At 62.3% G+C, this 20,604-nt stretch carries 19 protein-coding genes and 10 pseudogenes; 24 read left to right on the top strand and 5 right to left on the bottom strand.

The window, feature by feature from the left end; genetic code table 11:
• Positions 1 to 68 precede the first annotated feature (68 nt).
• Positions 69 to 557 (top strand): YcgN family cysteine cluster protein, encoded by a 489-nt coding sequence (locus C934_RS0129080; RefSeq protein WP_026372179.1) that lies wholly within the window; start codon positions 69 to 71, stop codon positions 555 to 557.
• On the opposite strand, the gene C934_RS0129085 is transcribed toward C934_RS0129080, so the two are convergent.
• Complete coding sequence (locus C934_RS0129085; protein WP_018860042.1) at positions 550 to 1,119, bottom strand: TetR family transcriptional regulator; 570 nt, start codon at positions 1,117 to 1,119, stop codon at positions 550 to 552. The two genes, C934_RS0129080 and C934_RS0129085, sit on opposite strands and share 8 nt — an antisense overlap.
• A 104-nt stretch (positions 1,120 to 1,223) precedes the next feature.
• On the opposite strand from C934_RS0129085, the gene C934_RS0129090 reads away from it, so the two are divergent.
• Positions 1,224 to 2,138, top strand: a complete 915-nt coding sequence (locus tag C934_RS0129090) for an SDR family oxidoreductase (protein WP_026372180.1) — start codon at positions 1,224 to 1,226, stop codon at positions 2,136 to 2,138.
• Positions 2,139 to 2,144: 6 nt separating this feature from the next.
• On the opposite strand, the gene C934_RS0129095 is transcribed toward C934_RS0129090, so the two are convergent.
• Positions 2,145 to 2,489 carry an MmcQ/YjbR family DNA-binding protein gene (locus C934_RS0129095; protein ID WP_018860044.1) on the bottom strand — a complete coding sequence of 115 codons (345 nt, stop codon included), beginning with the start codon at positions 2,487 to 2,489 and terminating at the stop codon, positions 2,145 to 2,147.
• Positions 2,490 to 2,719: 230 nt separating this feature from the next.
• On the opposite strand from C934_RS0129095, the pseudogene C934_RS34315 reads away from it, so the two are divergent.
• The 3 genes and pseudogenes from C934_RS34315 to C934_RS0129120 form a co-directional block, all read left to right on the top strand.
• A pseudogene (locus C934_RS34315) lies at positions 2,720 to 2,986 on the top strand (phage terminase large subunit family protein); the annotation flags it as partial.
• A 284-nt stretch (positions 2,987 to 3,270) separates the two neighbouring features.
• Positions 3,271 to 3,957, top strand: coding sequence for a hypothetical protein (locus C934_RS0129115; RefSeq protein ID WP_018860048.1), 687 nt, complete (start codon positions 3,271 to 3,273; stop codon positions 3,955 to 3,957).
• Between the two features lie 19 nt (positions 3,958 to 3,976).
• Positions 3,977 to 4,285 (top strand): Dabb family protein, encoded by a 309-nt coding sequence (locus tag C934_RS0129120; RefSeq protein ID WP_018860049.1) that lies wholly within the window; start codon positions 3,977 to 3,979, stop codon positions 4,283 to 4,285.
• Between the two features lie 53 nt (positions 4,286 to 4,338).
• On the opposite strand, the gene C934_RS0129125 is transcribed toward C934_RS0129120, so the two are convergent.
• On the bottom strand, positions 4,339 to 5,319 hold the full coding sequence (locus C934_RS0129125) for an SDR family oxidoreductase (RefSeq protein WP_018860050.1): 981 nt from the start codon (positions 5,317 to 5,319) through the stop codon (positions 4,339 to 4,341).
• A 237-nt stretch (positions 5,320 to 5,556) separates the two neighbouring features.
• Here C934_RS0129125 and C934_RS0129130 point away from each other — a divergent pair, with 237 nt between their 5' ends.
• The 8 genes and pseudogenes from C934_RS0129130 (at position 5,557) to C934_RS0129165 (ending at position 10,631) form a co-directional block, all read left to right on the top strand.
• Positions 5,557 to 6,813, top strand: coding sequence for a sensor domain-containing diguanylate cyclase (locus C934_RS0129130; RefSeq protein ID WP_018860051.1), 1,257 nt, complete (start codon positions 5,557 to 5,559; stop codon positions 6,811 to 6,813).
• Positions 6,814 to 6,885: 72 nt separating this feature from the next.
• Positions 6,886 to 8,032: pseudogene (locus C934_RS32875) on the top strand (phage portal protein).
• 174 nt (positions 8,033 to 8,206) lie between these two features.
• Positions 8,207 to 8,523, top strand: a pseudogene (locus tag C934_RS32880) (DUF6107 family protein); the annotation flags it as partial.
• Positions 8,524 to 8,553: 30 nt separating this feature from the next.
• Positions 8,554 to 8,880: pseudogene (locus C934_RS32885) on the top strand (HK97 family phage prohead protease); the annotation flags it as partial.
• Positions 8,862 to 9,129, top strand: a pseudogene (locus C934_RS34320) (phage major capsid protein); the annotation flags it as partial. The pseudogenes C934_RS32885 and C934_RS34320, both read left to right, overlap by 19 nt.
• A gap of 77 nt (positions 9,130 to 9,206) precedes the next feature.
• Positions 9,207 to 9,775 (top strand): annotated as a pseudogene (locus tag C934_RS32890) (head-tail connector protein).
• A pseudogene (locus C934_RS32895) lies at positions 9,775 to 10,109 on the top strand (phage head closure protein). Before C934_RS32890 ends, C934_RS32895 begins: the two co-directional pseudogenes overlap by 1 nt.
• A 99-nt stretch (positions 10,110 to 10,208) precedes the next feature.
• The gene (locus C934_RS0129165; protein WP_018860053.1) at positions 10,209 to 10,631 is read left to right on the top strand and encodes a DUF3168 domain-containing protein; all 423 of its coding nucleotides are present in this window, start codon (positions 10,209 to 10,211) and stop codon (positions 10,629 to 10,631) included.
• Here the strand turns inward: C934_RS0129165 and C934_RS0129170 are convergent.
• Both C934_RS0129170 and C934_RS0129175 read right to left on the bottom strand, forming a co-directional pair.
• Positions 10,628 to 11,020 (bottom strand): GFA family protein, encoded by a 393-nt coding sequence (locus C934_RS0129170; RefSeq protein WP_018860054.1) that lies wholly within the window; start codon positions 11,018 to 11,020, stop codon positions 10,628 to 10,630. The two genes, C934_RS0129165 and C934_RS0129170, sit on opposite strands and share 4 nt — an antisense overlap.
• A 97-nt stretch (positions 11,021 to 11,117) precedes the next feature.
• Positions 11,118 to 12,332: an MFS transporter gene (locus C934_RS0129175; RefSeq protein WP_018860055.1), complete on the bottom strand. Its 1,215-nt coding sequence runs from the start codon at positions 12,330 to 12,332 to the stop codon at positions 11,118 to 11,120.
• Between the two features lie 180 nt (positions 12,333 to 12,512).
• Between C934_RS0129175 and C934_RS34910 the strand changes: the two are divergent.
• From C934_RS34910 to ccsA, 11 genes and pseudogenes are all read left to right on the top strand, one after another.
• A pseudogene (locus C934_RS34910) lies at positions 12,513 to 12,635 on the top strand (phage tail tube protein); the annotation flags it as partial.
• Positions 12,635 to 12,850: pseudogene (locus C934_RS32900) on the top strand (gene transfer agent family protein); the annotation flags it as partial. The pseudogenes C934_RS34910 and C934_RS32900, both read left to right, overlap by 1 nt.
• A gap of 426 nt (positions 12,851 to 13,276) precedes the next feature.
• A complete protein-coding gene (locus C934_RS32905; protein WP_245268044.1) occupies positions 13,277 to 14,557 on the top strand; it encodes a phage tail protein in 1,281 nt (426 codons plus the stop codon).
• Positions 14,558 to 14,734: 177 nt separating this feature from the next.
• Positions 14,735 to 14,950, top strand: coding sequence for a hypothetical protein (locus C934_RS0129195; RefSeq protein ID WP_018860058.1), 216 nt, complete (start codon positions 14,735 to 14,737; stop codon positions 14,948 to 14,950).
• A gap of 168 nt (positions 14,951 to 15,118) precedes the next feature.
• Complete coding sequence (locus C934_RS0129200; RefSeq protein ID WP_018860059.1) at positions 15,119 to 15,367, top strand: hypothetical protein; 249 nt, start codon at positions 15,119 to 15,121, stop codon at positions 15,365 to 15,367.
• 52 nt (positions 15,368 to 15,419) lie between these two features.
• Complete coding sequence (locus C934_RS0129205) at positions 15,420 to 16,091, top strand: response regulator transcription factor (protein ID WP_018860060.1); 672 nt, start codon at positions 15,420 to 15,422, stop codon at positions 16,089 to 16,091.
• Entirely contained in the window at positions 16,081 to 17,484 is a 1,404-nt protein-coding gene (locus C934_RS0129210) for a sensor histidine kinase (protein WP_018860061.1), read from the top strand. Before C934_RS0129205 ends, C934_RS0129210 begins: the two co-directional genes overlap by 11 nt.
• 116 nt (positions 17,485 to 17,600) lie before the next feature.
• The gene (locus tag C934_RS0129215) at positions 17,601 to 18,026 is read left to right on the top strand and encodes a membrane protein (protein WP_025661003.1); all 426 of its coding nucleotides are present in this window, start codon (positions 17,601 to 17,603) and stop codon (positions 18,024 to 18,026) included.
• A 109-nt stretch (positions 18,027 to 18,135) separates the two neighbouring features.
• Positions 18,136 to 19,257 (top strand): annotated as a pseudogene (gene ccmI / locus C934_RS32910) (c-type cytochrome biogenesis protein CcmI); the annotation flags it as partial.
• A 323-nt stretch (positions 19,258 to 19,580) separates the two neighbouring features.
• On the top strand, positions 19,581 to 20,033 hold the full coding sequence (gene ccmE, locus C934_RS0129225) for a cytochrome c maturation protein CcmE (protein ID WP_018860064.1): 453 nt from the start codon (positions 19,581 to 19,583) through the stop codon (positions 20,031 to 20,033).
• The coding region (ccsA, locus tag C934_RS0129230) for a cytochrome c biogenesis protein CcsA (protein WP_018860065.1) at positions 20,030 to 20,604 on the top strand (575 nt) is incomplete at its 3' end. The genes ccmE and ccsA, both read left to right, overlap by 4 nt.

Here is a 20,604-nt window from a genome sequence, read left to right on the forward strand (position 1 = left end):
GCTGACAAGAACAAGAGAAATGGAAGCTCTCACGCGATTTTGCGCGGAGCTGTTGCAAGAACGGAATGATGGAAGAAGTACCCTTCTGGAAGACGAAGACGCTCGCCGAGATGACGACGACCGAATGGGAGAGCGTATGCGACGGCTGCGGCCTCTGTTGTCTCAACAAGCTCGAGGAGTGGGATAGCGGCGACATCTACTTCACCTCGATCCGCTGCAAGCTGCTCGACGACCACAGCTGTCGCTGTTCCTCCTACGAGAACCGCTGGGATTTCGTGCCCGATTGCGTCCAGCTCTCCAAGGAAAACGTCGACGAGATCGCTTGGCTGCCGCCGACCTGCGGCTACCGGCTGATCAACGAGGGGCGCGATCTTTACTGGTGGCATCCCCTGGTTTCTGGCGATCCCGAGACTGTGCATGCCGCCGGCATTTCGGCGCGCGGCCGGACGATCGACGAAACCGAGGTCAAGGTCGACGACTTTGAGGATTATGTGGTGGATTGGCCGCTGACAGTGGGCGACGAGGTGCAGGCCCAGCAGCCGGAGGCGGCTAAGTAGTCGCTGGCTGAGCGACCGTCTCAAGGAATTCTCTCAGCTCAGCGCGAACATAGTCTTCGATCGAGCCTTGCGGCTCGAAGCCCCACCAGAGCAGGCAGCCCTGCCACTGCGACAGAATCAGCCGTCCGAGCGGTGTTTTGCCTTGGGCGCCGAGGGATCGGTCGAGCGCTGCCGCCAGTGTCTTTCCCCAGGCAGCCCCACGAGCACGCAAGGCCGGGTCGCGCAGATCTTCCCGCAGTACCAGCAGGCCTTCAGCGTAGGACGCGGCATCGTCGCCGTAATCCCTGGAAAGGCCGGCGAGCAGGTTGATGGCGCCTTCGGGTGTCTCGGGAAGAGACTGGATCTGCCGGGCCGTCTCCATGTCCAGCCGGTCCCAGGCGCGCAGCAGGCAGGCCCGCAGCATTGCAGCCTTGGTGCCGAAGCGCTGTACCAGCGTCGAGCCGGAAAGGCCGCTGATCTTCGCCACCGTGCCGAAGCTTGCCGCGTCAGGACCTTCCGCATGGACGAGGCCGAGCACCATGTCGAGAAGCTGTTCGTCGGAAAGCGTACGGGGTCGCGGCATGAAAATTCCTCTTGTGTTCGCGACGAATATGAACGAACGTTCGTTTATATTCAAGTGCAATGGCGAACACCCATTGCGCCTGGTCCAGCGTGGAGGACAAGCAAGTGACAGCAGCCCTTTCAGGAAAGATCGCCCTTGTGGCCGGAGGCACACGCGGCGCAGGTCGCGGGATCGCCTTGGAACTCGGGGCCGCCGGGGCAACGGTCTACGTTACCGGCCGCACGACGCGGGAGAAGCAATCGGAGTATGGCCGCCCGGAGACGATCGAGGAGACCGCCGAGATGGTAACCGCTGCGGGCGGCGAGGGGATCGCGGTTCGCGTCGATCATACCATGCCTTCGGAAGTCGAGGTGCTGGTCGAAAGGATCCGCCGCGAACAGGGCCGGCTCGATATCCTGGTCAACGATATCTGGGGCGGCGAACATCTGACGGAATGGAACAAGCCGGTCTGGGAGCACTCGCTCGACAAGGGGCTGCACATGCTGCGGCTGGCGATCGACACCCATCTGATCACCGCGCATTTCGCGCTGGCGCTGATGGTCGAGCGCCCCGGCGGGCTGCTGGTCGAACTGACCGACGGCACGGCCGAATACAACGCCACGCATTACCGCCTCTGCCCCTATTATGACCTCGTCAAGACGGGCGTCATCCGCATGGCCTGGGCGCATGCCAAGGATCTTGCGCCGCATGACGCGACGGCTGTGGCGCTGACGCCCGGCTGGATGCGCTCGGAAATGATGCTCGATATCTTCAATGTGCGAGAGGAGAACTGGCGCGACGCGACGTCCGTGCAGCCGCATTTCATCATCTCCGAGACACCGCGCTTCACGGGCCGGGCGGTGGCAGCCGTTGCCGCCGATCCAGAACGCGTCCGCTGGAGCGGCCAGTCGCTGTCGAGCGGCGGGCTCGCCAAGATCTACGGCTTTGACGATGTGGACGGCTCGCGGCCGGACTGCTGGCGCTACATGGACGAGGTCATGGACGCAGGCAAAGCCGCCGACGCTACCGGCTATCGTTGATTCGAGCTAGCCGGATGGAATGACAACGAATTGTCTTTGCAGGGTTTTTGGCGCGGCGTTCTGCCATGACTTGCGCACGAGGCCATGCACGAGTTCGTCGCTCGCCTTGCCGTAGAAAAGCCGGGTCGAGCCGCGCAGTCCCCAGCCGCCCGGCACCGCGGCCGTGTCGTCGGGCGCCACCGCCAGCGTCATGTGTTGCTGGTCGGGCGTCAGGCGGACGACGCAATAGTCTTGTTCCGGCACCGTCAGGAATATCTTGCTGCGCACGCGAAAATCGCGCGTGCCATGATGCGCGCTCTCGACCGCCTCCGGCAGGCTGAGCGCAAAGGAAATGAGCTCTTCCTGGTTCATGGCGATAAAATTAGCACATGCTGATGGATGTGGACCAATCAGAAAAACTCAAGCAGTCCGGTGGCTTTGGAAAATTTTCACTTGATAGGAAAATAATCCTTGATGGCGTGACGGTCGTTTGATAGGGTTTTGGCATAGTCGGAAAGTTGCGGGCGCGGCGGAGTGCCGAGGCAAAGCTTTTCGGATCTGAAGCCGGGCGTTCGACCCGGCTTTTGTGTTTCTGGCCGCCATCGATGCTGAAAAGCATCGACGAGAGCCTGCCGGTCTCGACCGCGCGCGCGACGCGCGGTAAGTACCTCAGGGCCGAACCGGTTGCCGCACTCTAGGGGCGCGTTGCCCATGCCGGGCGCTTCGTCGCGCTGGAAGACCAGATGTGCGACTTCGGCCCGGACGGGCTTTCATCCGGCCGTTCGCCCGACCGGCTGGATGCGCTGGTCTGGGCGCTGACGGCACCGATGCTGGAGGGATACGGAGAACCCCGGGTGAGGGGTGTCTGAGGACTAGCGTTGAGGTTGCTGTTGTGCTGGGCGTGGCGACTGCGGCTCCGGGCGAACTTGACGCCACTCGTTTTCGAGCTGGTCGACGACATGCTGGGGAATGGTCGGCTGATTGCTGTTGGCCGGCTGCTGCATGCTCTCCTCCGAGGCTGGATTTAACGGTGAGTTAATCACTGGCACGGCTTAAACTACGTGTAAATCAGGCGCTTAAACACTTTAAACGATTGAATTAATTTTAATCGATTGAGGCGTAGAACGCCGTACCACTTTTTGAGGCTGGTATTATGGTTATCCACATCGACAGGCCCTTCTTTTTCAACACTGTGCGCCATGCGCTCTTTAAGGGAGCGCTTAATCAGCCGCAGGTGGAGGGCATGACCGCGATTCTCGATTTCTGGGAAGCGCGAATGGCTGAGGCCGATCCGCGCTGGCTCGCCTACATCATGGCGACCGCCTACCACGAGACGGCCTATACGATGCAGCCGGTGCGCGAGACGCTGGCGACGACCGACGCAAGGGCGATTGAGATCCTGGAAAATGCCTATGCGTCAGGCAAGCTCTCATGGGTGAAGACGCCTTACTGGCGGCCAGACGAGGAGGGCAAGTGCTGGCTCGGCCGCGGCCTGGTGCAGCTCACCCACAAGCGCAATTACGAGGCGATGAGCTTGCTGACCGGCATTGATCTCGTGGCTGAGCCCGACCGGGCGATGGAGATGGACGCCGCCGTTTCGATCCTGATCGAAGGTATGGTCCAGGGCTCTTTCGCCACTCATAAGCTCGCCGACCACCTGAACGAGAAGACGGAGGACTGGGTCAATGCGCGCCGCATCGTCAACGGTACGGATCGGGCGGAAAAGCTCGCCGGCTACGGCAAGACCTTCCTTGCGGCCATCCGTCGCGAACGGCCGGCAGGTGCGCTTGCGCGGTTGAAGGCCTGGCTCCTGCGTGCTATCGCGCGGGTCTTCGGCTAGACGCTCACAGGAGTTCCGCGTGATCCGCCACATCGTCTTCTTCACAGCGCCCGCGGACCAACTGGAAAAGGTGCGCGCCGGCCTGTCGATCCTGACGGCGATCCCGCACGCCCGCCTGCTGGAGATCGGCACCAACATCAAGACCGACCAGCTAGGCACCGATGTCGACCTCGTTGTCTACGGCGAATTCGAGGACGAAGCTGCTCTTGCCGCCTACAAGGCGCATCCAGACTACCAGCGCTCCATCGACCTCGTGCGCCCGATCCGCGAAATGCGGATGGCGGCGGATTACGAGAGCAACACGGCGGTGAAGCGGCCGCTGCGCTGATGCTGCAGCCTGCCCTCCAATGCGCCAGTTAGGGATGCGGTTGGACGACAGGCCTAGCCGAGAGCGCTCTGCGCGGCGCAGATCTTGTCGACCAGAGCATCGAGTTCACCCTTCGGTGGACGATTTTTGGCGAGGCGCTGCTTCAGATGCATGATGGGCTCGGCGAGGATCTCATCCAGGCTTTCAGCACAGGTGAAGTCACCTGCGACCTGCTTGACCTTCGAATTGTCGAAGATCGCAGTCCAGGCCTTGTCGCCGATCAAGGGACCTTCCCAGGCCGGATTATACTTGATCAGGGTGTCGGTCGGCACGTGAACGATCTTGGCCTCGACGCCGAGCAATCTGCCGATCGCCCTTTGGATATCGTTCCAGATATGCGCGCGGTCGGAGGTGATGTGGAAAACATCGCGAAGCGCCGCCTTCTTGCCGAAAAGCCTGACGAAAGGCACTGCGAAATCGACCGAGCGGGTCAGTGTCCAGGGCGTGTGGCCGTCGCCTGCCACGATGGTGGGCTCGCCGTCCAGCATGCGCCTTGCCATGATGTCGCTATCGCCCAACATCATCGGCACACCGGTGCGTACCGTGTGGCTGGGGCGGACGATCGTCCAGGCCAGGTTCTCGGATTTCTTGAGCAGTTCCTCGCAGGCAATCTTGGCCTGGCTGTAGGGCCAGTACGGATTGATCGCCGGTGTCTTCTCGGTAATCACATAGTGACGTGGCGGCTTCTCATAGACCGAGGCCGAGGAGATGAAAATGTACTGACCGCATTGCCCCGTAAACACCTCGATGTCGCGCGTAATCTGGTCGGGCGTGAAGGCGATGAACTGGCATACGACGTCAAAGTTGGCCCTGGCGAGATCCGCGTAGGCGGTCGATCCAAGTTCACCCACGATCGAGGTCACGCCTGCAGGCAAAGGGTCTTGTCTCAGGCCGCGGTTGAAAACGCTGACATCATGACCCTCGGCAACGGCGCGCTCGACGCATGGGTAAGAGATTTGGCCGGTGCCGCCAATGAAAAGGACTTTCAAAGCCATCTGGAAACCTCGGTATCTGACAGGCGGGATCTAGGGTCCCCTTCATAGCGTGAAAGGACCCGGGCGTCTCGCGTTAATCTGGCTAGGCTATGGCGCCCCCAGACGGCAAGCAGGGAGGCCTGCATCTCCCGTCCCACTCTGACAAGCCATCGATAATGTGATGGGGAAAGCGGTATTGAATTTCTTCACGAATGTATGAGACGCATGCTATCTCAGCTGGGCTAGGAGCGATGCTGCATGGTGGTTGTGAGGGCTTTCGGGACGTCGTGCTTGGACGCGAAAAAGCGGGAAATCGAGCGTCTCGCGGCGCTGGAGCAGCTTGACCTCCTCGATACCCCGAAGGACGAAGGTTTCGAGCGCATCGTGCGGCTGATCAAGGAGATCTTCGCGGTCGAGATCGGCCTTGTGTCCCTCATCGACGCGCATCGGCAATGGTACAAGGCATGTTCTGGGCTGGCGGCGGACGAGGTTCCGCTCGAAGATACGTTCTGCCGTTACGTGGTCGACCATGAGGAACCAATTTTCGTACAGGATGCGACCCGCGATCCGCGGTTCGCGCACAACCCGGCCGTAACGGGAGAAAGCCACGTGCGGTTTTACGCCGGGGTGCCTTTGAAAACCAAGAGTGGCCACGTTATCGGAACGGTATGTGCGATCGATCGCCGCCCCAGATCGTTCGGGTCCAGGGATCTTTCTGTTCTCCACGAACTGGCGGGCGTGGCGATGGACCGGATCGAGCTGCTGCAGTCGGCCGCGACCGATAGCCTGACGGGCACGCTTACCCGCCGTGCCTTCCGGCAGGAGGCCGATCAACTTCTGTCGCTTGCCCTGAGACACCAGCATGACCTGTCCTGCATTGTTCTGGACATCGACCGCTTCAAGAGCGTCAACGACACTTATGGCCACGCCGCGGGGGATCAGGTGCTCCATGCGGTCACCGAAACCTGCAAGGCGAACCTGCGGGCGGGAGATCTGTTCGGCCGGCTCGGGGGAGAGGAATTTGCCATTCTCCTTCCGCATATCAATCGCGAAGAGGCGTTCGCGGTCGCCGAAAAGGTAAGGATGGCGATCGCGTCCCGGCCGATCCGAGGAGCTTTCGGCGACTTGAACGTGACAGCAAGTTTCGGCATTTCGGCGCTTTCGATCATCACCAGGGATATCGAGACGCTGTTGGCTCAGGCCGATGCCGCAATGTACCACGCCAAGCACAACGGTCGAAACCGATGCGTGTCGTGGAACTCTATCGGCGCTGATGGTCCGACTGGTTCGCGCCGTCGCGTCCTGAAAGCGGGGTCCATCATGTTCAACGACCGCCGCTCGACGATCGACTGCACCATACGCTCGCTCGGTACCGACAGCGCCGGGCTCTCCGTCTCCAATTCCGCTGGCATACCTGCGGAATTCGTCCTGATCATCAAGGGCGAGGGTTTCGAGACCAAGTGCCGGATCGTGGCGCAGGACCGGCAAACCATAGAAGTCGCCTTCAAGGCCTGATCGGGCTCCACCTGCGATTGGCTGTCGCCACGCCGCAGGCTTGAGAGTCCGCCTAACTCCGGGATACCAACCATGAGATTGAGATCATTGCTGCCGTGGAGCTCCGCGGCGGGTCGCAGGACCGTGCCCGAGAGGAAGGCCGCAGGTGGCTTCATGTCGCTTGCCGCAGGGGGGCGGGCGAGTTGGACGGGGCGCTCCTATGCGGCACTGTCGCGCGAGGGCTTCATGAAGAACCCGGTCGCACACCGCAGTGTCAGGCTAGTGGCGGAAGCCGCAGCCTCGGTGCCGTGGCTGCTCTATGAGGGCGATTATGAGCGGCCGGATCATGCCATCCTCTCGCTGCTCGGCCAGCCAAACGGACGCATGGGTCCCCGATTTCTTCGAGGCGCTCTATGGGCACCTGCTGCTGTCGGGCAATGCCTATGTCGAGCCGATGATGGTCGGCGGAAATGTGCGTGAGCTGCACCTGCTGCGGCCTGATCGCATCGGTATCGTCGAGGGCAGGGATGGGTAGCCCGAGGCTTACGACTATCGCGCCGGCGGTTCCGTGCGCCGCTTTCCGGCGGAGACGGAGGGGCTGGGGCTAATGCATCTGAAGCTCTTCCATCCACTCGACATCATCTCGGTTTCCCGCCGCTTGCGGCCGCCCAGGTGGCGCTCGATCTCTCCAATGCGGCGGCGACCTTTAACAAGGCGCTGCTCGACAATTCGGCCCGCCCGTCAGGCGCGCTGGTCTACCAGCCGAAGGAGGGCGGCAATCTCTCGCCCGACCAGTACGAGCGGCTGAAACAGGAACTCGACGAAGGCTATTCCGGCCCGATGCGCGCCGGGCGCCCGCTACTCCTCGAGGGCGGGCTCGACTGGAAGTCGATGGGGCTGTCGCCGAAGGACATGGATTTCGTCGAGGCGCGCTGCCCGCGACATCGCGCTTGCCTTCGGCGTGCCGCCGATGCTGCTCGGCATTCCCGGCGACAACACCTATGCCTATTACCAGGAGGCGAACCGCGCCTTCTATCGGCTGACCGTGCTGCCGATGCTGACCCGCACCGCGGCCTCGCTTTCCGCCTGGCTCTCCGGACATTACGAAGACCGCCTGCGGCTTGAGTCCGATCTCGACAAGGTGGCCGGGCTTGCGGCGGAACGCGATCAACTATGGACAAGGTTGGGAAGCGCGGCCTTCTTCACGGACGAGGAGAAGCGCCAGGCGGTGGGGTATTGAAAGCCTGCGCCGGCGCATGAATCAAACTCTGAGCGCCTGGACTCAATGTTCGAGCAAACGCACCCAAGCGATTCAAAAGATTCGCTGAAGTGCGAGGACGGCACCCCGAATACGGCGGCGCGAAGTCGTGACCGCCGGTCGGCTGCCGTTCTTCGCCAACCAAGGATCCCTGCGATGACAGACCTTTCCAACGATGCCGGGCTCTGGGCGACCAGGGCGCTCGGCGCGTCGGCGGGGGCAGCGGTGTCGCTCGTCTATCTCCTGCCGAAAAGCCGACGGGAGGCTGCGAGCCGTTTCTTCACCGGCCTTGCCTGCGGGACGATCTTCGGCGGCCCGACGGGTATCTGGATTGCCGAAAGGCTGGCGCTGGCGGATCGCCTCTCGGCCTCTGAGGTCGTGCTGTCGGGTCGGCGGCGGCAGGCATCTGTGCCTGGTGGGGTCTTGGCATCCTGTCGCGCCTCGCCGGACGATACGGCGCGCGGGCGCTAGCCGGAATAACAGTTTACAACGAGGAGAATATCATGACCGCAAGCCGCGCGCTGGTGCGATCACCCATGGGCGCGGATACGCGCAAGTTCGCCAATCTGGAGCTGAGGGGGCTGAAGCGCGACGGCAGCTTCTCCGGCTATGCCAGCGTCTTTGGCGAAGTCGATCTCGGCAAGGATGCCATCGAGCGCGGCGCCTTCCGCAAGTCGCTGGCTGAACGCGGGGCGTGCGGCGTGCGCATGCTCTTCCAGCATGACCCGGCAGAGCCGATCGGCGCCTGGAAGACCATCCGCGAGGATAGCCGCGGTCTCTTTGTCGAGGGCATGCTTGCCGAGGGTGTGGCCCGGGCGCGCGAGGTGCACCAAAGGCGGCTTCGCTCGTCGGCTTCCCTGTTGTCGAGGCCGAGGACATGCCCGATATCGCGGCCAACGCGCTGTCGATCGCCTTCGGGGACTTCCGCGCCGGCTATCTCGTCGTCGACCGCACCGGCGTGCGTGCTGCGCGATCCCTATTCCGCCAGGCCTTACGTGCTCTTCTACACAACCAAGCGAGTCGGCGGCGGAGTGCAGAATTTCGAGGCGATCAAGCTCATCAAGTTCGCCGTGAGTTGATCGGGGCAAGGCGGGTGCGGCCACTATCCGTATCCGCCTGCCGAATATGCCTGCATCAAACCAATCCAAGATCGTCCATGACTTTTGCACTGATTACCCCACCTTCGGCGGAAGCGCTGACGCTTGCGGAAGTGAAGGCCCATCTGCGGCTTGATGACGGCAGCGAAGATGCGCTGCTGGCCTCGCTGATCAGCGTCGCCCGCGAGCATCCGGAGCGCACGACGGGCCTCTGCCTGATCACCCAGGTCTGGCGCCTCCATCTTGAATCGTTACCTGAAGATCGCGTGATTCAGATTGCCAAGGGACCGGTGCAAGCGGTTGAAAGCCTGAGCATTTACGATGAGGTGGGCGAGGAAGTGGTCTTGCCCGCGGCCGGCCATGTGCTTGACGGTACTGCCCGGCCGGCGCGTCTGTGCTGGCTCGAAACTTGAACCCTGCCATTGCCGCAAGCGGCATCGAGATCGATTTTTCCGCCGGCTTCGGCGAGAGCGGTGCCGAGGTGCCCGACACACTGAAGCGGGCGATGCTGATGCTTGTCGCCCAGATGTTCGCCTTCAGGGGCGCCGTCGCCGTCGAGGACCAGCCAGCAGACGTACCCGCTGGTTACGACCGATTGGTGGCGCCGTTCCTGATGCGGAGGCTCTGATGCGATCCGTCTTCTTCGATCCCGGCCAGATGACCGCGCGCTCGACCTGGAGGCGCCGGAAGAAGCGCCGGACGGGCAGGGTGGCGCGACCGTCACCTTTGCCGCAATTGCTTCCATGTGGGCGCGGATCGAGCCGGTGAGCGAAGTGCGCGAGGAGCGGGCGGGCGCGGATGTTTTCACGCTGACCCACCGTATCTGGCTGCGGTTCCGCAGCGACATCAGGGCCGGGATGCGGCTGCGCAAGGGCGATCGGCTGTTTGCCATCGGCACCTGGCGCGATCCGGATGAGACCGGCCGCTACCTCTGCTGCCTCTGCGAGGAAGAGTTACGATGAGCACTGCCCTTTCGATCACGCTCCGCGATCTGGCGGCGATCCTGGCGCGGCTAGCTAGAGATACCGCAGGTAATTCGCCGGCAAACGGAGGCGAGAGCCATGAGCGCAGCCAATGAACTGCTGACGGCTATCCATGCACGCCTGACCGGCGACGCAGAGCTTCTCGTCATGATCGTCGACGACGGTATCCGCGATCGGCTGGTGACCGGGCGAAAGCTTCCTTGCGTGCTGATCGGCGAACTCGTCAGCAACGACTATTCGACTTCGACCGAGAGAGGCGAGGAGCATTTGGTGTCGCTCGAAATCTGCTTCGACGTGGGTGGGCGAAGGCAGGCGCAGCTGGTGGCCTCGCGTCTCCACGCCCTGCTGCAGGATGTGGCGCTCGATCTTGGAGCGTATCACCTCGTCAGCCTGCTGCATCTCAGGACGCAGAGCCGCCGCGAACCGAAGACGAAGCTCTATGTCGCCGAGTTGCGCTATCGGGCTGTGACGGAGCCGCCGCTGCATAGCGACGCAACCTAGGCCTCGAAGCGGCTCGTGGCGTCGCGGTCGCCTTCGTATCGTCTCGCCAGCGGAAACGGCGGCAGCCACGACTCGCGGCGGATGGTCCAGAGTTCGTAAGTTGGCTGTAACTGGTCGGGAGCATCGAGCGATCCGAGGTTCACTTCGACCTCATCCCCGGAGCGCCCGAAAACCGGGGAGCCGCAGCGGGGGCAGAAGAACCGCCCGTCGTACTCACCTGTCTCGCCTTCGACCGTCACCGCATCCTGAGGAAAGATCGCGGATGCGTGAAAGAGTGCGCCATGATGCTTGCGGCAGTCGAGACAATGACAAATGCCGACCCGATAGGGGCGTCCAATAGCCACGAGGCGGACATTGCCGCAGCGGCAACCGCCAGTGAACCGGTCCATGTTGTTTCTCCTCCAAGATCAAGCGGTGGGCTGCTTATGAAGAAGATGGGAAGGTGACCTGAAATGTCCCGCCCATCGCAGCAACTGCCTGCATCTCTCAGGCCGGTTCGTATACCCTGGTCGCTGCCTTGACCTGCGCAGCCAGCGTCAGCACGAAGCCGAGCGAGATGACGGCGAGCGCGGCGCATGTCGCGATTGCGGTTCCGGCACCGGCGCGATCGAGGATCGCCGTGAAGACGACGGGTGCGATGGCATTGGCGAGGTTCTGCGGCAGCGACAGGCGGGCTGATTGCAGCCCGAATTCGCGCGGCGAGAACAGGGCGAGCGGCAGCAGGGTGCGGGCAACGGTCATGACACCGGAGCCGAAGCCATAGAGCAGGATGAAGGTGACGAGCAGTGGCGTCGAGGGCGGGATCAGCAGCATCATCACGAAGCTTGAGACCATCAGGCTCACGCCCATTGCGGCGCTGAGGATCGGATTGCCGCGACGCCCGAGGAGCATATCCAGGATGCGGGCGGAAATGCCGATCACGCCGCGTGCCGAACCGAGCTGCAGCGCCAGCGCAGGCGAGGCGCCTGACTGACGCAGTATTTCGAGCAGCGATGGCGACACCCCGAAAGTCACGAAAGTCGATATCGTCGTTGCGGCGGCAATCAGCAGGAAGGCCTTGCGCTGTCCCGCAGGCGAAAGCGGCACCAGCGTTTCCTGTGCGGCGCTGCTGTCCGCAGTAAAGGCGATCGGCTTCGGCAGGGCGAAAATATGCAGCGGCAGGCAGACGAAAAACTGCAGCGCCGCGCAGATGAGAAACGTCATGCGCCAGCCGACGCTCGCGTTCAGCTGACTGAGGATCGGCCAGAAGATCGCGCTCGAAAGGCCGGTGAACAGCATGAGGATGGCAATCACCCGTTTGCTGTCAGGTCCGGCTCGCTCGACGACGGCGGTATAGGCCGGAGCGGAAAGACCGAAGGCGCCGCCGGCGCCGATCGCAATCCAGGCAAGTCCATAGAGGACGAGGCCGTGCGCGGCTGACAACAGCAGCAGGCCGATCGTGAAGGTAATCGACGCGGCGGCGAGCACGCGGGCGGCTCCATGCCGGGCGAGCAGGCGGCCCGTCGCAGGGCCGACAAGGGCGCTGACGACCATCATGATGCTCAACCCGCCGAAAACCACCTCATTCGGCAAGCCGAGATCCGGCGCGATGACGCGCCCCATGACACCGAGCATGTCGAAGGTACTGCCCCAGCCAATCAGCTGGGTGACGGCAAGCACGGCAATCGTCTGCACCGAGCGCAGGGGGATGGATCGAGACATGGAGGGCTTTGACGCGAACGGGGTGGGGGCGGGCAAGGTCGTAGCAGCTTCGCCGGCTGGTTGAAAGTGACAAGTGGATGACACCAAGGGCGCCGGCTGCGCCTGTTTCCTCGAAGGGATCGGACAACGGTGGCGCAGAAGGGCAAGGACCTGCTCCTGAAGATATTCAACGGTACGGCTTACAAAACGGTGGCGGGGCCGTTCCAGGCGAGCGCGCTCGAATATTCCGGCCAGTATAATGGCGAGGTGATGTTCGAGCTGGCGCTGGAATCGGCCGGCGTCATCAGCTTCGAGGCGCTCTGATGCGGGCGGCGGGGGCAAGGGCGAACCGGCGCCGCGGCGAGATCGAGGCTGTCATCGATGGTGAACAGCGGATCCTCTGCCTCATGCTTGACGCGTTGGCGGAACTGGAAACAGCGTTCTCCGCGGACAATCTCGTCGGTCTGGCCGAGCGCTTCTCGCGCGGACAGCTGAAGGCAGCCGACATGATCCGTATCATCGGCGCCGGTCTTCGCGGCGGCGTCGGAAAGTGCAGCTCCCTATTTTTCCAACCGAAGCCGAGCCGACACCATGCAGCGGCGTTTCCTGGAGGCGCATCACGCGTCGTGGACCAGCGGTGGTCCTCCGGCCGGAATGGTCGATCCGGCGCACCTTTTCGTCTGGTCGTGGGACGCGCGGCCTTTTCCGGCCTTTCCGCGCTGAATACATCTGCATGGAGTGACGGCGCCAACTGGAGGATTGGGCATTGGCTGAACGGCAGGCTCGGTGGTGGCACTCCGGCGGAGGTCGTGGCCGCGGTGCTGCGGGAACACGGCTTGGACGATTTCGACGTATCGGAGGTCAGCGGCGATCTGTCGGGGTATGTGCAGGGGGACTCCGCGCGCAGCCTGATCTAGCCACTCCAGGAAGCGTTTCGGATCGATGCGATCGAAGATGCGGGGCTTTTGCGTTTCCGGTCCCGCATGCGGACAAGCCTGCCGGCGCTGCCAGTCGAAATTCTTGTGGACCGCGAAGACGAGCCGCTGTGGCAGGAGACGCGTGGTCATGACAGCGATTTTGCCGCCGAAGCCTTGCTGAGCTTCTACAACCCCGACCTCGATTGTGAGCAGGCGAGCGCCCGTTCCCATCGCGTGGCGCAATCGACGAACCGGATCATTCAGCAGCATCTCACAGCCGTCGTACCTGAGGAGACGGCGCTTGCCGCTAACGAGGCGTTGTTGCGCGACAATCGCATTGCCCGGCGCTCCATCCGGTTCTCACTGCCGCCGAATGAGATGCGTATCCAGACTGGCGATATCGTTACACTCCCAGACGGACCCCACGGTCGCTTCCTGATCACCCGCGTCGAAGATAGGGACGCCCGCCGGGTCGAGGCGCGCGAATTTGCGGCCTCGGTCGATAGGAGTGCAGGGACGGTTACTGGTGCAAAGCCGAGCGGCGAGGGCGGCTCGAACCTGTTTTCTCTCGTCGTTCAGCTGATGGATCTGCCGCGATTCGATGGCAGCGATCCTTCGAGCTTCGCCCGAGGCGCAGCCTTTGCAAAACCGTGGACAACAATCGGGCTATCGTCGTCTGCTACGAGCGAGGGTTACAAGGGCAGGGTGCTACTCGATCGGCCGGCTCGCATTGGCTCATTGACATGCGCGCTCGCGGCAGGGGTTGTCGGCCGCTTTGACTGGTCACTGCCGCTCGAACTTGATCTGCCATATGGCGGCCGGGCTTCGGCACCGGCGACCTCAGTTCTGAATGGCGCCAACCTTATGGCGCTCTTGTCGGTCAACGGTGCCTGGGAAGTCCTGGCGTTCCGGGAGGCCGAGGAGGTAGAGAGTGGGCGTTGGGCGCTGCATGGCTTGTTACGGGCGCTTGCCGGCACCGAGGATGCTATGCTTTCCGGGGCAGCAGTCGGCTCGGCCGTCGTGCTGCTCGACGAAGCGGTCAAGCCGCTCGGCCTCGGCAGCGACGAAATGGACCTGCGGTTGAATTGGATCGCCGAAACGGCCTCGTCGGCTGGGAAGGCCGGCCCCTTTGCCTTCGAGGGAGGCCTGCGGGCACTGACGCCGCTTGCCCCCGTCCACATCAGATGCGCGCGCAACGACGATGGCGTGAAGGTCCCTGGATCCGGCGCGGGCGCGACAGCGCCGACAACTGGCTCGCCGCCGAAATTCCGCTGGATGAGCCGTTTGAACGCTACCGCGTCGAGATTATGGACGGTGACGCGGTTCTGAGAGTAAGCGAATCCGACAGGGCGGAGTGGGTTTATCCCACCGCTGACGAACTCGCCGATTTCGGCCATCCGCAAAACAGCCTCAGCCTGCGTGTCCGGCAACTTGGGGAACGTGTGTCGCTCGGCATTCCGGCGCACGCGACATGTGTTGTGTGAATTTCATCTTGAAGGAGAGAAAATGATAGATCTGAAGAATTGGTACAGTTCGAAGACCATTTGGGGCGCGCTGATTTCAATCGTCGCATCTGTGTTGCATTTTGTCAGTATCGACCTTGGTGCGACGGACAAGAGCCAGTTGGTCGACACAGTCGTCAACATAGCTGGCGCACTCGGCGGCCTGCTCGCTGCTTACGGGCGTGTCACCGCCAAGGCGACCATCAAGTCCGTTTCTTGAATCCGGCGCGGCGAGCGGAAAGCTTCGTTCGCCGACCGGACTTTTGAACACGCCTGGCGTGAATTCGGAATTGTTCTAAATATCAAGGATTACAAGGCATTCATTTGCCATTCAGGTCTCTTGAGTACATAGTCTGGGCCAAGTTAGTATCCATTGAAAGCATTGCACATGGCCTCTCCCTTGAGCGTCGCAGCGCTAGCCGCCGGGCTGGCGATAACGTCGCCCTCACCGGATAATCCGCGTACCCTGACGGTGCGTGTTGCAGGCGATTGCAGCGAGGCCGCGCGTGAGGTTGTGGAAAAAACGGGAGGTCAGCTCCTTTCCGTTCAGCCTGCTGGCGACAGCTGCATCATCACCGTCCTCGTCCAAGGCAACGGACAGCGCCCGCGTAAAGTGACCGTCAAGGTTCCGATGTAGGCAGAATCGCCCTATCTAGACGCCAAGAGATTAAGCGGAGCAAAGCGGACCGATGCGCATTCTGGTAGTCGAAGACGATGTCAACCTGAACCGGCAGCTCAGCGACACGTTGAAGGAAGCCGGTTACGTCGTCGATCAGGCCTTTGACGGCGAGGAGGGCCACTTCCTCGGCGATACCGAGCCTTATGACGCGATCATTCTCGATATCGGACTGCCGGAACTGGATGGCGTCACGGTGCTCGAAAAGTGGCGTGGCGCGGGTCGCGGCATGCCCGTGCTGATCCTGACGGCGCGCGACCGCTGGAGCGACAAGGTCGCGGGCATCGACGCCGGCGCGGATGACTACGTCACCAAGCCGTTCCATGTCGAGGAAGTGCTGGCACGCATCCGCGCCCTGATCCGCCGCGCGGCGGGGCATTCCTCGTCCGAGATCATCTGCGGCCCCGTGCGGCTCGATACCAAGAGCTCAAAGGCGACAGTCAATGGTGTGGCGCTGAAGCTGACCTCGCATGAGTACCGGCTGCTGTCCTATCTCATGCATCACATGGGGGAAGTGGTTTCGCGTACCGAGCTGGTCGAACATATGTACGATCAGGATTTCGACCGCGATTCCAATACGATCGAGGTTTTCGTCGGGCGCCTTCGCAAGAAGATGGGCGTCGATCTGATCGAAACGGTGCGCGGGCTCGGCTACCGCATCCAAGCGCCGAACAATGCGAATTAAATCGCTTACTGCACGCGTCCTGCTGCTGACCACGATCTGGTCGACTGTCGCGCTTGTCGTCATCGGGTTGCTGATCTCGACGCTCTACCGAAAGAGCGCGGAGCGCGGCTTCCAGGACCTTTTGCGCGCCCAGCTCTATAACGTCGTCAATTCCGTTACGATCGGCGACCAAGGGGCGCTCAGCGGCAGCCCGCAACTTGGCGACCTGCGTTTTGCGCAGCCGAAGACGGGCTGGTATTGGGTCGTCGAACCACTCGGCACCTACACGGCGCCGCCGCTCGTGTCGCCCTCGCTGGGTTCCGCGTCGATCCCTGTACCCTCTGTTCTCGAAGCGCCCTTCGACAAGAATTATGAGCGCTACTATCAGGTGACGGATGCTGCGGGGAATCGGATCCAGGTTGCCGAGACCGAGGTCGTGCTGGATACTGACGGTCGCGCCGCCCGCTTCCGCGTGACCGGCAACGTTGATGTTGTCGAGAACGACGTTCGCAATTTCTCCCATAGCCTTTACCTGGCGCTAGCCGGCTTCGGTGTCGGCAGCCTGATCGTCAACGCACTGGCGATTCTCTACGGCCTCAAGCCGCTCGACAAGGCGCGCGCCGCGCTCGAGCGAATTCGCGCCGGCGAGAGCGAGCAGTTGAAGGGCGATTTTCCGCGCGAAATCCTGCCGCTCGCCAACGAGGTCAACGCGCTGATCGACAGCAATCGCCGCATTGTCGAGAGGGCGCGCATGCAGGTCGGCAACCTTGCCCACTCCCTGAAGACGCCGATTGCCGTGCTGCTCAACGAGGCGCGCGTGCTGGAACGCACGCACGGCGATCTCGTGCGCGGCCAGGCGGAGGCGATGCAAGGCCAGGTGCAGTCGTATCTGAACCGTGCCCGCATTGCGGCGCAACGCGAATCCGTGCTTGCCCGCACCGACGCCGAACCCGCTCTTGAGCGCCTGGTGCGCGTGATGCGGCGCTTGAACCCCGACAAGCAGTTTGAACTCACGGCGGCGCAGCCACATGTTGCGGTCGCCATGGAACAGCAGGACCTAGAAGAGATCGTCGGTAACCTTTTGGAGAACGCCGCCCGTTTCGCGGCGACCAAGGTTCGCGTTTCCGTCGCGGAAGCACCGGAGGAGGTCAAGGGCACGGAAGGCAGCGGGCGTCGCCACTGGGTCGAGCTCGTTGTCGAGGACGATGGGCCAGGACTTGAGCAGGATCAGGTTCGCGAGGCGCTGAAGCGCGGCAAGCGGCTGGACGAAAGCAAACCGGGTACCGGCCTTGGACTTTCGATCGTGACGGAGATTTCCAACGAGTATCAGGGGCGGCTCGAATTGTCCCGCGGCGAATGGCAGGGATTGAAGGCCCGGCTTATTTTGCCTGGCATCACAAAGGATGTTGCGTGAGCATTTGCTTGATGTCACATAGACATAGGCGATTGCATAGCATGCTTTGCCTTATTGCCGACACGGCTTGGTGCGCGTGTGGCTGCGTAATTGACACCTAATTCTGGTTCGGCTGAATGATGCTACGTTCGCAAGGCATGATCGTTTCCTCGCTTCTTGTCGCCATCACGCTTTCAGCGTGCCAATCGACAAAAAGCGGTGGCTCCGGCGGTCTTTTCTCGAGGAAACCTCCTGCTTCGGCTACCTATATCGCGGCGTTGCAGGGCGGCATCATCGGTCGCAGCGGCGTGGATATCAGCGACAGCGACCTCCAGCGCGCCCTGGAAGCCGAGTATCGCGCGCTGGAAAGTGCTGCAGTCGGACAGCCTGTTGTCTGGAGCGGGCGCAATGTCAGCGGCAGGGTCGTCGCGTCTGCACCCTACCAGGTCGGCTCGCAGAACTGCCGTCAGTATACCCATAGCGTGACGATCGGCGGCAAGGAAACGGTGGCGCGCGGTTCCGCCTGCCGAAACGATAATGGCAGTTGGTCGCCCCTCGGCTGAGCGACGGCAGAATTAACTGCTCGGGCCATGTTGCGGCCAAACGCCTCAAATAATCGTCATTGCGGCTTTGCTTGTTGGAATAGATGTTCGCTTCGAGTATTTGGCATCTATGCTTTTCTGGATTCTTGTGGCCGCTCTGACGGCCGCCGTCGCTGCCGTTCTGCTTTACCCGCTTCTGCGTGACACGAGAGCGGTCGATGACGCGCATGCCGGGGAGGCTGCCGTCTATCGCGATCAGTTGCGGGAACTCGATCGCGATCTCTCTGGTGGGCTGATTTCAGAGGATGAGGCCGATTACGCGCGAGCCGAAATTGGCCGGCGCCTGATCACTGTCTCGGCCGCGCCGGTCATCGATCGCAATGCCTCGAAACATCACCGTCTTTCCGAGGCGTTCGTGCTGTTGCTCCTGCCGATGGTGGGGCTCTGTCTTTACATTTTTGTTGGGCGACCCGATTTGCCGTCGCAGCCGCTGCAAGCCAGACTTGAGAATCCCGGCAACGATATGGCGATCCTGGTCGCCAAGGCCGAGCGGCACCTGGCGCAAAATCCCGATGACGGCAAGGGCTGGGACGTCCTGGCACCGATATACTTCAACACTATGCGTGTCGCCGATGCCGAGAATGCCTATCGCCGCGCGATCCGTCTGCTCGGGCCGAGCCCGGCGCGGCTGGACGGCCTTGCCGAGACGCTGATGGCGATCTCGGACGGTGTGGTCACCGAAGATGCGCGCAAGGTGTTGGAGCAGTCGCTTCAGCTAGATCCCGACAATCCGAAGGCCTGGTTCTACATTGCGCTTAGCATGGAGCAGGCTGGTCAGGCAGCAGAGGCCAAGGTCGCCTTCGAGGCGCTCGCGAAGCAATCGCCGGCCGACGCGCCCTGGTTGCCGCTGGTCGCCGAACACATTGCGAAGAATGGCGGCGCGCCGCCGAGCGGTGCCGCGCGCGTGCCGGGTAATCCGACGCAGGCTGAGGTTGCCGCTGCGGAGAGCATGAGTCCGGGCGACCAGCAACAGATGATCCGCGGCATGGTGGAGAGCCTTGATGCCAAGCTGACCCAGGACCCGAACAATCTGGAAGGCTGGCTACGGCTTGTCCGCTCTTATGTCGTATTGAAAGACACGGATCGCGCAGTTGCGGCTCTGAAGCGCGGACTGGCAACGTTTCCGGCCAGCAGCGGACAAGGCAAGCAACTCCTTGCGCTGGCGCAAGAACTTGGCATTGCGATGGATGGCGGCGTGTCGCCGAGCGGCGCCGCGAGCGCGCCCGGTAATCCCACCCAGGCTGAGGTTGCCGCAGCCGAGAGCATGAGTGCCGGTGACCAGCAACAGATGATCCGCGGCATGGTGGAAAGCCTTGATGCCAAGCTTACCCAGGACCCGAACAATCTGGAAGGCTGGCTGCGGCTTGTGCGTTCTTATGCCGTATTGAACGAAAAGGCGCACGCGGTCGACGCGTTGCAGCGTGGACTCGCGGTATTCCCTGCAACCGGCGAGCAAGGCAAGCAACTGTTGGCGCTGGCGCGAGAGCTCGACATTGCGACAGAAGGAATGACGGAATGACGCGCAAGCAGAAGCGCCTGGCGGTGATCGGTGGCGGCATGAGCTTCATCATTGCGGCGGTGCTGCTCGTCATGTTCGCCTTCAGCCAGTCGGTGGCCTATTTCTATATGCCTGCGGATATCGCCAAGAACCCGGTGCCGCCTGGAACGCGCATACGTCTCGGTGGCCTGGTGGGCGAGGGCAGCATCGTGCGCGGGGGGGGATCGACAGTGCAGTTTGCGGTGACCGATGCGACCGGCGATCTGGTCAGGGTACGATATACCGGCATTCTTCCCGACCTCTTTCGCGAGGGCCAGGGCGTGGTGACCGAGGGGCGTTTCGAAACGGGCAGCGACGTCTTCACCGCCGATACGGTGCTGGCCAAGCACGACGAGAAATACATGCCGAAGGAAGTCGCCGACAAGCTGAAAGAGCAAGGGCTGTGGCAACACGCGGGAGAACCGCAATGATCATCGAGATCGGCCACTATGCCCTGATCCTGGCGCTGGCGACGGCGCTCGTGGTTTCGGTTGTTCCGGTGATCGGTGCAAGGCGCCTCGACCGTGCGATGATGGATCTGGCCTCCGTCGGGTCCCTGGCGATGTTCGCGCTGGTGGCGTTCTCCTTCGGAGTTCTGACCTACGCCCATGTCGTCTCCGACTTCTCTGTCGCCAACGTCTGGGAGAACTCCCATTCGCTTGTGCCGCTGCTGTTCAAATTGTCAGGCGTCTGGGGCAATCACGAGGGCTCGATGATGCTCTGGCTGCTGATCCTGGTGCTGTTCAGCGCCCTGGTCGCGCTCTTCGGACGGAATTTGCCCGATACGCTGCGGGCAAACGTGCTCGCCGTGCAGGCCTGGATATCGGTCGCCTTCATCCTGTTCATCCTGCTGACCTCCAATCCCTTCATGCGGCTGGATCCGGCTCCGGCCGAGGGGAAGGACCTCAACCCGGTGCTGCAGGACGTCGGTCTGGCGATCCACCCGCCGCTGCTCTATCTCGGCTATGTCGGCTTCTCCGTCTGTTTCTCCTTTGCCGTGGC

It is taken from the genome of Rhizobium sp. 42MFCr.1, assembly GCF_000377185.1.
GTDB lineage: Bacteria > Pseudomonadota > Alphaproteobacteria > Rhizobiales > Rhizobiaceae > Rhizobium > Rhizobium altiplani.